This is a genomic window from Herbaspirillum sp. C7C2, from assembly GCF_022627865.1.
Taxonomy (GTDB): domain Bacteria; phylum Pseudomonadota; class Gammaproteobacteria; order Burkholderiales; family Burkholderiaceae_D; genus Herbaspirillum; species Herbaspirillum frisingense.
In genome coordinates this window covers 21185-33443 of sequence record NZ_JABXGI010000007.1, presented here as the reverse complement: position 1 = coordinate 33443, position 12259 = coordinate 21185, and the positions used below count along the sequence as shown (strand labels likewise).

Sequence of the window (12259 nt, the reverse complement as noted above, 5' to 3'; positions counted from 1 at the left end):
CAGAATATGCGTAGTGTGACAGCCACCGCTGCCCAGGCAACATCCTTTGCTCGTTCCCCTCGCACCGGTAAGCTGGTGCTGAAGCTGGCTGCGGTTGCAGCCGTGGTTACCTTGTCCGGCTGCTCGCTGTTTTCCAGCAAGAAGGATCCGAATCCGCCGGCACCGCTGGTCGAATTCACGCAGAAACTGCGCGTACAGACCGCCTGGTCGGTCTCGGTGGGCAAATCCGGCAGCTTCCAGTTCAGCCCGGCCTACGCCGCCGGCAGCATCTTTGCCGCTGCCAATGATGGCAGCGTGGTCCGCATCAACGCCCAGAACGGCCAGACCCTGTGGCGCAGCCGTACCGACATGGACCTGACCGCCGGTGTCGGCACCGATGGCAGCACCGTGGTGGTGGTGGGCCAGAAGGGCCGTATCCAGGCTTTCGATGCTGCTTCCGGCAAGCCTACCTGGAACGCCCAGGCGCCCAGCGAGGTGCTATCCTCGCCGGCAGTGGGTGAAGGTCTGGTGGTCATCCGCAGCATCGACAACCGCGTGACGGCGTATGATGCCGACAATGGCAGCCAGCGCTGGATGGTCCAGCGCAACGTGCCCTCGCTGACGCTGCGCAATGCGCCGGGCATCGCGATCGGTTCGCAGACTGCCTTCGTGGCGCTGCCAGGTGGCCGTCTGTCGGCCCTGGCTCTGAATAACGGCGGTCCGCGCTGGGAAGTGCCGGTCGGCGATCCGCGCGGCACCACCGAGCTGGAGCGTATTTCCGATGTGTCCGGTGTGCCGGCGCTGGGTTCGCGTGATATCTGCGCCGCGTCCTACCAGGGCCGTATCGGTTGCTTCGACTTGTTGAATGGCAATGTGCGCTGGATCAAGGAGTTCTCCAGTGACGTCGGCGTCAATCTGGACGATGCCTATGTCTATGCCGCCGATATCGGCGGTGCCGTCACCGAATTCGCCCGCGATACCGGTGCCGTCATCTGGCGTAACGATCGTCTGAAGAATCGCATGCTGTCGGCCCCGATCGCCGTGGGCAAGGCGGTGGCAGTGGCTGACTACCAGGGCTATATTCACTTCCTGTCGCGTGAAGATGGTGCCTTCGTGGCGCGTCTGTCCACCGACGGAAGCGCAATCCAGGCGCCCCCGGTCTCGACCGGATCGTCTGTTGTTTTCCAAACCAAATCAGGAACAGTGGTCTCCGTCGTCGCTGAATAAGTGACGAACGACCCTTAAAGAAAAGAAATGAAACCGGTAATTGCACTTGTAGGCCGTCCCAACGTCGGCAAATCGACGTTGTTCAACAGGCTCACCCGCAGCCGCGATGCGCTGGTGGCGGACCTGCCCGGCCTGACGCGCGATCGTCACTACGGCGAAGGCCGGGTCGGCGAACGTCCGTTCCTGGTGATCGATACCGGTGGCTTCGAACCCGTCGCCAAGGACGGGATCATGTATGAAATGGCCAAGCAGACCAAGCAGGCCGTGGTCGAGGCCGATGTCGTGGTCTTCATCGTCGACGGCCGCCAGGGGCTTACGCCGCACGACAAGACCATCACCGACTTCCTGCGCAAATGTGGACGTTCGGTGATGCTGGTGGTCAACAAGTCCGAAGGCATGAAGTACACCTCGGTCACGGCCGATTTCTACGAACTGGGCATGGGCGATCCTTACGTGATCTCCGCTGCCCATGGTGACGGCGTGGCCGATCTGGTGGAGGAAGCACTGGACCAGATCGAAGCCCAGCGCGCCCAGGAGCCGGAGCCGGAAGAGGCTGCCGTGCGCGGCACCAAGATCGCCATCGTCGGCCGCCCCAACGTCGGCAAGTCGACCCTGGTCAATACCTTGCTGGGCGAAGAGCGTGTGATCGCCTTCGACATGCCCGGCACCACCCGTGACTCGATCGAGATCCCATTCGAGCGCGAAGGCCGTCACTACACCCTGATCGACACCGCAGGCATCCGCCGCCGCGGCAAGGTGTTCGAAGCCATCGAGAAGTTTTCGGTGGTCAAGACCCTGAAATCGATTTCAGACGCCAACGTCGTGCTGCTGCTGCTGGACGCCCAGCAGGACATCTCCGAACAGGACGCCCACATTGCCGGCTTCGTGCTGGAGTCGGGCAGGGCGCTGGTGGTCGGGGTGAACAAATGGGATGGCATGCAGAGTGACCAGCGCGACCAGATCAAGATGGATCTGGAGCGCAAGCTCAATTTCCTGTCCTTCGCCAAATTCCACTTCATCTCGGCGCTGAAGTCGACCGGCATCGGCCCGCTGATGAAATCCATCGATTCGGCCTACGCCGCCGCCATGGCCAAGCTGAGCACGCCGCGCCTGACCCGTGCGCTGGAAGAGGCGCTGGAGCACCAGCAGCCGCGTCGCAAGGGTTCGATCCGTCCCAAGCTGCGCTATGCGCACCAGGGTGGTCAGAACCCGCCGGTGGTGGTGATCCACGGCAATGCCCTGGAAGCCATCGACGACAACTATAAGAGATATCTGGAAAAGCACTTCCGGGAAACTTTCTCTCTGGTGGGCACTCCACTGCGTATCGAGTTCAAGTCGGGCAAGAATCCTTTCATCCGGCAGGAAAAATAAATCGTAAACCTGCTATTCGATCAATGTTTTTGGCGTTGGAGCGAAAATCGTTTAAATTGAATAGCATAAAGTTGGTAAAGCACTTGATATTCTTTGAAGTGCCTCCAAGTCCTAATCACAACAACACCGTGGAGCTGCCATGAGCAACAAAGGGCAATTGTTACAAGACCCATTCCTGAACGCATTGAGAAAAGAGCACGTTCCCGTCTCTATCTATCTGGTCAACGGCATCAAGCTGCAAGGCCATGTGGAATCTTTCGATCAATACGTGGTCCTGCTGCGCAACACCGTTACGCAAATGGTTTACAAACACGCCATCTCCACCGTCGTGCCTGCACGTGCGGTCAACCTCAGTCTCGAATCCTCGTCCGACGAATAATGGTCTACCTGGCCGGCTTGACGCCGTGGGCATTCTGACATGCGTGCCGCGTTAGTCGGCTTGGACTTCGGCAAGAACGACTTCGCCGCAAGTCTGGATGAGCTCTTCCTTTTGGCCAAATCGGCTGGTGCAGAACCGGTGATCACCATCACCGGTCGTCGCGCCAGCCCGGATGCCGCTCTCTTCGTTGGTACCGGCAAGGCACAGGAAATCGCCGACGCCGTCGCCGACCTCCAGCTCGAACTGGTCATCTTCAACCATGCCCTGTCACCGGCCCAGCAACGCAACCTGGAGCGGGTGCTCAAGGTCCGTGTGCTCGACCGTACCAGCCTGATCCTTGATATCTTTGCGCAGCGCGCCAAGAGCCACGAGGGCAAGGTGCAGGTCGAACTGGCCCAGCTACAGCATCTCTCGACCCGTCTCATTCGCGGCTGGACCCACCTGGAACGGCAAAAGGGCGGTATCGGCCTGCGCGGTCCCGGTGAAACCCAGCTGGAAACCGACCGCCGCCTCCTGGGCGAGCGCGTCAAGGCGCTGCGCGCCGTGCTGGCCAAGCTGCGTCGGCAGCATGCCACCCAGCGTCGTGCGCGTGGGCGCAGCGAAACCTTCTCGGTCTCGCTGGTGGGTTATACCAACGCCGGCAAGTCGACCATCTTCAATGCCATGGCCAAGGCGGGCGTGTATGCCGCCAACCAGCTTTTTGCCACGCTGGACACGACCTCACGTCGCGTCTACCTGGGCGAGGTGGGACACGTGGTCATTTCCGACACCGTCGGCTTCATCCGCGAACTGCCGCACCAACTGGTGGAAGCCTTCCGTGCCACGCTGGAAGAAACCATCCATGCCGACCTGCTGCTGCACGTCGTGGATGCCGCCAGCCCGGTGCGGATGGAGCAGATCGACGAGGTCAACCTGGTCTTGAAGGAAATCGGCGCTGACCACGTGCCCCAGATCCTGGTCTGGAACAAGATCGACGCTGCCGGCCTGGAACCGGCGGTCGAGTATGACGAGTATGGTAAAATCCAGCGGGTTTTCGTCAGTGCCAAGTCTGGTGCTGGCCTGGATCTGCTGCGCGAAGCGATCGCCGCTTCGCTCAAGGCCGCCTTGGAGGCCAGGGGTCGCAGCCGTTCCACGCCAGTCGATTCCGTAGACATGCACGCCTGAGCCGTTCGAGGGGACGGCCTTTCGCACGTTCCCGGCGCGCATTCCTCCTTGATTCTCTTAATCCATCACTTCAGACGGATCGCAAACGCATGCTTGTGTCTTTATTCAGGAAAATCGGTGTCAAGTTTTCGTTGAACGACCCCCAATGGGGACGTGGTTCGCAAAACGACAACCGCGAGAATCAGAATAACGGAAGTAACGGCGACAAACGGCCCGAAAAACCGTCCGGCAACAACGACGGTCCGCCCGACCTCGACCAGCTCTGGCGCGACTTCAACCAGCGCGTCGCCGGCCTGCTCGGCCGCAAGGGTGGTGGTGGCTCCGATGGCGGTAACGGTGGCGGCGGCTTCAATCGCGGCGACGTCAAGGGCGCCGGCATCGGTGTGGGCGTCATCGCCGTCATCGTCGCCTTCCTCTGGCTGGCCAGTGGCTTCTTCATCGTGCAGGAAGGCCAGACCGCCGTGGTCACCACCTTCGGCCGCTACAGCCACACCACGCTGCCGGGCTTCAACTGGCGCTGGCCTTACCCCATCCAGGGCCATGAAATCGTCAACATGTCCCAGGTGCGTACCGCCGAGATCGGCTACCGCGGCAGCGTGCGCAACAAGCAGCTGAAAGAATCCCTGATGCTCACCGATGATGAAAACATCATCGACATCCAGTTCGCCGTCCAGTACAAGCTCAAGAATGCCGCCGAATGGCTGTTCAACAACCGCGATCCGGACGATTCCGTGCGCCAGGTCGCTGAAACCGCCATCCGCGAAATCGTCGGTCGCAGCAAGATGGATTTCGTCCTCTACGAAGGCCGTGAAAAGGTCGCGCTGGACGTGAGCCAGCGCATGCAGCAGATCCTGGATCGCTACAAGTCCGGTGTGCAGATCACCAACGTCACCATGCAAGGCGTGCAACCGCCCGAACAGGTACAGGCTGCCTTCGACGACGCCGTCAAGGCCGGTCAGGACCGTGAGCGCCTCAAGAACGAAGGCCAGGCCTATGCCAACGACGTGATCCCGCGCGCCTCCGGTGCCGCCTCGCGTCTGCTGGAAGAAGCTGAAGCCTACCGCTCCCGCGTGGTGGCCAATGCCGAAGGTGATGCCTCGCGCTTCACCCAGGTGCAGGAAGCCTATGCCAAGGCCCCGGCCGTCACCCGCGACCGCATGTACATCGAGACCATGCAGCAGATCTTCGCCAATACCACCAAGGTCATGGTCGACGCCAAATCAGGCAGCAATCTTCTGTACCTGCCGCTGGACAAGCTGATCCAGCAAAGCGGCAGCGACGCGGCTCCGGCCGCCGGCAAGCAGCAGGCGCCCGCGGCCAGCCAACCGTCGCTGGGCGCAGCGTCCTCCAATTCGACTGCAGGAAACGACACTGTGTATTCTTCCGAGCTGATGCGTGATACCAGAAACCGCGATCCCCGTGAGTCGCGTGAAAGGGAGGTGCGCTGATGGGCCGCCTCGTCACTTCCGTCATCGTCGCCGTCGTCGCGATCTGGCTGGCCTCTTCCACCATCTTCGTGGTGGACCAGCGTTCTTCGGCCATCGTCTTCGCCCTGGGCGAAGTCAAGCAGGTCATCAACGAGCCTGGCCTGCACTTCAAGCTGCCGCCGCCGTTCCAGAACGTGATGTACCTGGACAAGCGCATCCAGACCCTGGATACCCCGGACGCCGACCGTTTCATCACGGCTGAAAAGATGAACGTGCTGGTCGATGCCTACGTCAAGTGGCGCATCGTCGATCCGCGCCTGTACTTCGTCAGCTTCGGCGCTGACGAGCGTCGCACCCAGGACCGCCTGTCGCAGATCGTCAAGGCCGCGCTGAACGATGAAATCACCAAGCGCACCGTGCGCGAAGTCATCTCCAGCCAGCGCAACAACGTCATGGATGCCATCCAGGCCCGCGTGGCCAACGAGGCCAAGCAGATCGGCGTGGAAGTCATCGATGTGCGTCTGCGTCGCGTGGACTACGTGGACCAGATCAACGCCTCGGTGTTCGAGCGCATGAAGTCCGAACGCGTGCGCGTAGCCAACGAACTGCGTTCCACCGGTGCAGCCGAATCGGAAAAGATCCGCGCCGATGCCGACCGCCAGCGCGTGGTGATCCTGGCCGAAGCCTATCGTGAATCCGAAAAGATTCGCGGTGCCGGCGACGCCAAGGCCTCCCAGATCTATGCCCAGGCTTTCAGCCAGAATGCCGATTTCTACAAGTTCTATCGCAGCCTGGAGGCTTACCGCGCCAGCTTCAAGAACCGTCACGATCTGATGGTGGTAGACCCGAGCTCGGAGTTCTTCAAATACTTCAAGGGTGTGGGTGGCAACACCACCAGCGCTGCAAAGAAGTAAAAATCCGCCGAACAGGCGATAATGTGAAGCTTCCTGCGCCGCCTCCGAGTGAAGCGGGCAGGGCGAACAGGATGGATGCCGCTGGTAGAGGGCATCTTTCCTTTTTTGGTCGGACACAATGTTCCGGGATGCAATTTTCCCGGGATGCAAGAAGAGGGGCGGCAGCTTTTCCTGTACCGCCCCGGTTTTTCGTCTGGCCGCTTGTTATTGCCGTGGTGGCCATTGCCATGATGGCCGTCGCAATGCACATCGCCGGTCCACGTATCCGTTTTTTTAGCTTTGACTTTTGTTTATGCCTAACTGGCTTCTTCCCGAAAACATCGCCGATGTCTTGCCCTCCGAAGCGCGCAAGATCGAGGAACTGCGTCGCCGCCTGCTCGACAATTTCCGCCTCTATGGCTACGAAATGGTCATGCCGCCGCTGCTGGAGTACCTTGAATCCCTGCTCACCGGGGCCGGCCAGGACACCGACCTGCGCACCTTCAAGCTGGTCGACCAGCTCTCCGGTCGTACCCTCGGCGTGCGCGCCGACATGACTACCCAGGTGGCGCGTATCGACGCCCACCTGCTCAATCGCGCTTCCGTGACCCGCCTGTGCTATGCCGGCAGCGTCCTGCATACCCGCCCGACCGGCCTGCATGCTACGCGCGAACCGATCCAGATCGGCGCCGAGATTTACGGTCATGCCGGCATCGAAGCCGATGCCGAAATCCAGGAACTGGCCTTGAATTCGCTGGCCCTGGCCGGCATGCGCACCATCCGCCTGGACCTGTGCCACGTGGGCGTATTGCGCGCCATCATCGCCAATGACCCCGCCGCCAAGCGTCAGGAAGCCAACCTGTTCGGCCTGCTGCAGGCCAAGGACGTGCCTGGCCTGCAGGAAATCACCGCCGGCTTCCAGGAAGGCACCCGTGCCGCGTTGCTGGCCCTGCCCAACCTGTACGGCGACATCTCCGTCATCGCCCGCGCCCGCATCACCCTGCCGGCGCTGCCCGGCATCGGCCAGGCGCTGGACGAGCTGCAGGCCCTGGTGGAACTGGCCGCCGGCCATGAAGGTGCGGCCGTCACCATCGATCTGGCCGACCTGCGCGGTTATCATTACCACAGCGGCGTGATGTTCTCCGCCTATGTGCCGGGCCTGCCCAATGCGGTGGTGCGCGGCGGCCGCTACGACCATGTGGGTGAAGCCTTCGGCCGTGCGCGGCCGGCCACCGGCTTCTCCCTGGACCTGCGTGAACTGGCACGACTGATGCCAGGCGCAGAACGAAAACGCGCCATCCTTGCCCCTTGGGGCAGGGACGCCGGTCTGCGTGAGAAAATAGCGCAATTGCGGCAAGCGGGAGAGATCGTGATCCAAAGCCTTCCCGGCCACGAACACGATCAGGACGAATTCGATTGCGACCGTGCACTCGAATTCAGCAATGGAAACTGGATTATCAAAAACTTGGGTTGAGTCATGTTACAGAACAGCAATGCAAAGAATGTCGTCGTCATCGGTACGCAATGGGGCGACGAAGGTAAGGGCAAGATCGTCGATTGGCTGACCGATCACGCGCAAGGCGTGGTGCGTTTCCAGGGCGGCCACAATGCCGGCCACACGCTGGTCATCGGTGGCAAGAAGACTGCGCTGCAACTGATTCCCTCGGGCATCATGCGCGAAGGCGTGGCCTGCTACATCGGCAATGGCGTGGTGCTGTCGGTGCCCGACCTGCTGCGCGAGATCGACAAGCTCGAAGCCGCCGGCGTGGAAGTGTGCTCGCGCCTGAAGGTGTCGGACGCCTGTCCCCTGATCCTGCCCTATCACGTGGCCCTCGACGTGGCCCGCGAAGCCGCCCGTGGCGATGCCAAGATCGGCACCACCGGCAAGGGCATCGGCCCGGCCTATGAAGACAAGGTGGCCCGTCGCGCCATCCGCGTGGCCGACCTGCTCAACGAAAAGCGCTTTGCCGAGAAGCTGCTGGCCAACCTGGACTACCACAACTTCGTCCTGACCCACTACCTGAAGACCCAGCCGGTGGACTTCCAGAAGACCCTGGACGAAGCCCTGGCCAACGTGCCGCGTATCAAGCCCATGGTCACCGACGTCTCCAGCGACCTGTACGCCATCCATCAGGCCGGCGGCAAGATCCTGTTCGAAGGCGCGCAAGGCAGCCTGCTGGACGTGGACCACGGCACCTACCCGTTCGTCACCTCCAGCAACTGCGTGGCCGGCAATGCCGCCGCCGGTGCGGGCGTGGGCCCGGGCATGCTGCACTACATCATGGGCATCACCAAGGCCTACACCACCCGTGTCGGTTCCGGCCCGTTCCCGGCCGAACTGCCCACTGATGTCGGCACCGGCAAGCACCTGGCCTCGGTCGGCCATGAATTCGGTACCGTTACTGGCCGTGCCCGCCGTTGCGGCTGGTTCGATGCCGCGCTGCTGAAGCGCTCGGTACAGATCAACGGTGTCTCCGGCATGTGCCTGACCAAGCTGGACGTGCTGGACGGCCTGGAATCGCTGAAGCTGTGCACCGGCTACAAGTTGAACGGCAAGACCGTCGACATCTTCCCGGTCGGCGCCGAAGAAGCCGCAGCCTGCGAACCGATCTACGAAGAGATGCCGGGCTGGTCCGAGACCACCGTCGGCGCCAAGTCGCTGGATGCACTGCCGGCCAATGCCCGTGCCTACATCAAGCGCATCGAGGAACTGGTGGGCGTGCCCATCGACATGATCTCCACCGGTCCCGACCGCGAAGAGACCATCGTCCTGCGTCACCCGTTCAAGTAATCAGGCCATCGCCGTAACACGTAACAAAGCAACACGAAGCAATCAATAATATGAAGATCTCTGACGATAAAGACCTCTGGGTCTCCTGGGACGACTACAACCGCCTGATCGAACGACTGGCGCTGAAGGTCTATGAATCCGGCTACCAGTTTGACCAGGTGCTGTGCCTGGCGCGTGGCGGCCTGCGCCCGGGTGACGTGATGTCCCGCATTTTCGATGTCCCGCTGGCCATCCTCTCGACCAGCTCCTACCGCGAAGCCGCCGGCACCATCCGCAGCTCGCTGGACATCGCCAAGTACATCACCATCACCAAGGGAACCCTGGGTGGCCGCATCCTACTGGTGGACGACCTGGTCGATTCCGGCGTCACCCTGCAAAAGGTGATGCTGCACCTGAAGGAGCACTACCCGGCCGTCACCGAGATCAAGAGTGCCGTGTTGTGGTGGAAGGCCTGCTCGGTCGTGGAACCCGATTTCCACATCGACTACCTGCCCACCAATCCGTGGATCCACCAGCCCTTCGAAGAGTACGACGGTCTGGGCCCGCACCAGCTGGCGGCCTGGATCAAGAAGGGCGCCTGAGTATCGTCTTCACCAACGATGCTTCAGATGTGAAAAGAGCTTGCCGTGGCAAGCTCTTTTTTTGTCCGTCGTATGGATCCGTCGTACTTGTCTGATGCGCGGATCGGGACCATCAGGACCAGGGAATGACCTTCTGCTCCTTGAAGGTATCGAAGAGCCGGTAGAACATCTGCTCCGTCTCCACGTATTCATGGAAACCCAGCCGGCGCGCCTTGCTGCCATCGCCGAACATGTCGTAATCCCAGGAGAACACGAAATCGGCAAATTCCCAGGCCGACAGTGAAGCATAAGGATGCGCTTTCAGTCCGTGCGCGGTGACGATACTTTCCCACAAGGGCGCCTTGTCCGCCATCACCTCGGCCAGTTTCAGCGGCAGCGGCGGCCCCACTTCCATGCCGAAATACTGCGCGATCCTGGGCCACATCTCGCTCCAGCGGAACAGGTCGCCATTGCCGATATTGAAAGCATGGTTGGCCGCCGCCTCGTGGGTGGCCGCCCAGACCGTGCCCTTGGCCAGCAGGCCGGCATCGGTCATCTCCAGCAGCCTGTCATAGGCTCCGGGCTTGCCGGGAAATCGCAGCGGCAAGCCCATCGCCTTGGACATGCAGGCATACAGCGCAATGGCCAGCGCCAGGTTCATGGGATTACCCAGTGCGGCGCCACCCACCACCGCCGGGCGTGGCGCCGACCAGCTCCAGCAGCGGCCGGAATCGATGCGCCGCTGTTCCAGCCAGCGCTGCTGGTCGAACATGAATTCGGGCGGCATGAACTGCGCGTCACTTTCGCGTGCCGGTGTCTTGAAGGGACCCAGATGGCCGCCATACACCTTGTAGCCCTGCATCAGGCTCACGTGCTGCAGCCCTGGCGCGTGCTTCTCCACCGCCTCCACCGTGTTCTGCAGCATGGCCAGGTTGGGCGCCACTAGTTCGGCCCAGCTGGGACGATGCTGGTAGGCGGCGTAGAACACATGACTGACCTGTTCCAGCGGCGCCAGCTGGCGCTCGGTGTCACTGGCATCGAGCAGATCGACGGCGACGTGGCGCAGGCGATCCTGCTTGCGGCTTTCGCCGCCACGACGCGACAGGCCGATCACCTCCCATTGCGGCAGGGACAGCAGGTGGGTGATCAGCTGACTGCCGATCACGCCGTGGGCGCCGACCACCAGGGCGGTCTTGCGTGGGGTTGCGTTCGGGGACATGCGGGCCTCCATCAGTTCAGCAGGTTTCGGTACGCTGGCTGGCGGGCGAATGCACCGGCTTGCCATCCATCTTCCAGCTCAGCAGGGCCACCGCGATGCCCGCCAGCGGCAGCAGGGCGGCCACATAGGGAACGGCATGCAGGCCCGGGCCATGGTCGATGGTCACGCCGCCCAGCCAGGCCCCGGCTGCATTGCCCAGGTTGAAGGCAGCGATATTGGCCGAGGAGGCCAGGTTGGGCGCGCCGGTGGCCTTTTCCAGCACCCGCATCTGCAGCGGCGGCACGGTAGCGAAGGCCGCCATGCCCATCAGGCCGACGCCGACGATGGCTGCGATCTTGTTGCCATTGGTCAGGCCGAACAGCACCAGCACTACCGCCAGCAGTACCAGGCTGCCCAGCAGCGTGGCCATCAGGCGCTTGTCGGCCAGCTTGCCACCGGCCAGGTTGCCGATCACCAGCCCCAGGCCGAACAGCAGCAGGATGGGCGACACGGCAGACGCCGGGAAGCCGCTGATATCGGTCAAGATCGGGGCGATATAGGTGAAGGCCGCGAACACGCCACCGAAGCCCAGCACCGTCATCAGCAGGCCCAGCATCACCTGCGGGCGCATCAGTACGCGCACTTCCTTGCCGAAGTCAGCCTCTTCACCGCCTTGCGAACGCGGTACCAGCACGGCGGTGGCGGCCAGGGCGATCACCCCGATCACGGTCACTGCCCAGAAGGTGGCGCGCCAGCCGTAGCTCTGGCCCAGCCAGGTGCCGAAAGGCACGCCCAGCACATTGGCCACCGTCAGGCCGGTGAACATCAGCGCGATGGCAGAGGCCTGCTTTTCCTTGGGGACCAGGCTGGTGGCCACCACCGAGCCGACCCCGAAGAACGCGCCGTGGGCAAAGGATGCCACCACCCGGCCCAGCATCAGCGTGGCATAACCCGGCGCAATGGCACAGGCCAGGTTGCCGATGACGAAGACCACCATCAGGGCAATCAGCAGCGTCTTGCGCGGCAGGCGGCCGGTGGTGGCAGTCACCAGCGGTGCGCCCACGAACACGCCCAGCGCATAGCCGGTCACCAGCAGACCGGCCGAGGACAGGCTCACGCCCAGGTTGGAGGCCACTTCCGGCAGCAGCCCCATGATGACGAACTCGGTAGTCCCGATGGCGAATGCGCTGATGGTCAGCGCCCAAAGTGCAATTGGCATGGCAATCCTCTTGTTGTGGTGTGGAGTAGGCCGGCTTCTCCAGTTGGATTG

Annotated in this window: 11 protein-coding genes; 9 read left to right on the top strand and 2 right to left on the bottom strand. The window is 62.2% G+C overall.

All coding sequences use genetic code 11. The features are described from left to right. Positions 1–6 precede the first annotated feature (6 nt). From bamB to HWE04_RS12020, 9 genes are all read left to right on the top strand, one after another. Positions 7–1206 carry an outer membrane protein assembly factor BamB gene (gene bamB / locus HWE04_RS12060; protein WP_077235653.1) on the top strand — a complete coding sequence of 400 codons (1200 nt, stop codon included), beginning with the start codon at positions 7–9 and terminating at the stop codon, positions 1204–1206. Positions 1207–1233: 27 nt separating this feature from the next. Further along, positions 1234–2577: a ribosome biogenesis GTPase Der gene (gene der, locus HWE04_RS12055; protein WP_006463310.1), complete on the top strand. Its 1344-nt coding sequence runs from the start codon at positions 1234–1236 to the stop codon at positions 2575–2577. A 139-nt stretch (positions 2578–2716) separates the two neighbouring features. Continuing rightward, positions 2717–2956, top strand: coding sequence for an RNA chaperone Hfq (gene hfq / locus HWE04_RS12050; protein WP_006463311.1), 240 nt, complete (start codon positions 2717–2719; stop codon positions 2954–2956). Positions 2957–2995: 39 nt separating this feature from the next. After that, on the top strand, positions 2996–4120 hold the full coding sequence (gene hflX / locus HWE04_RS12045) for a GTPase HflX (protein ID WP_006463312.1): 1125 nt from the start codon (positions 2996–2998) through the stop codon (positions 4118–4120). An 89-nt stretch (positions 4121–4209) separates the two neighbouring features. Further along, positions 4210–5568, top strand: a complete 1359-nt coding sequence (hflK, locus tag HWE04_RS12040; protein ID WP_039875267.1) for an FtsH protease activity modulator HflK — start codon at positions 4210–4212, stop codon at positions 5566–5568. Continuing rightward, positions 5568–6461: a protease modulator HflC gene (hflC, locus tag HWE04_RS12035; RefSeq protein ID WP_006463314.1), complete on the top strand. Its 894-nt coding sequence runs from the start codon at positions 5568–5570 to the stop codon at positions 6459–6461. Before hflK ends, hflC begins: the two co-directional genes overlap by 1 nt. 292 nt (positions 6462–6753) lie before the next feature. Next, on the top strand, positions 6754–7914 hold the full coding sequence (locus HWE04_RS12030; RefSeq protein WP_241812547.1) for an ATP phosphoribosyltransferase regulatory subunit: 1161 nt from the start codon (positions 6754–6756) through the stop codon (positions 7912–7914). A gap of 3 nt (positions 7915–7917) precedes the next feature. Next, positions 7918–9231 carry an adenylosuccinate synthase gene (locus HWE04_RS12025; protein ID WP_006463316.1) on the top strand — a complete coding sequence of 438 codons (1314 nt, stop codon included), beginning with the start codon at positions 7918–7920 and terminating at the stop codon, positions 9229–9231. Positions 9232–9281: 50 nt separating this feature from the next. Then, positions 9282–9812: a phosphoribosyltransferase gene (locus tag HWE04_RS12020; protein WP_077235649.1), complete on the top strand. Its 531-nt coding sequence runs from the start codon at positions 9282–9284 to the stop codon at positions 9810–9812. A 112-nt stretch (positions 9813–9924) separates the two neighbouring features. On the opposite strand, the gene HWE04_RS12015 is transcribed toward HWE04_RS12020, so the two are convergent. Beyond that, positions 9925–11010 (bottom strand): SDR family oxidoreductase, encoded by a 1086-nt coding sequence (locus HWE04_RS12015; RefSeq protein WP_241812546.1) that lies wholly within the window; start codon positions 11008–11010, stop codon positions 9925–9927. 16 nt (positions 11011–11026) lie between these two features. Further along, complete coding sequence (locus HWE04_RS12010) at positions 11027–12208, bottom strand: MFS transporter (protein ID WP_241812545.1); 1182 nt, start codon at positions 12206–12208, stop codon at positions 11027–11029. Positions 12209–12259 lie beyond the last annotated feature (51 nt).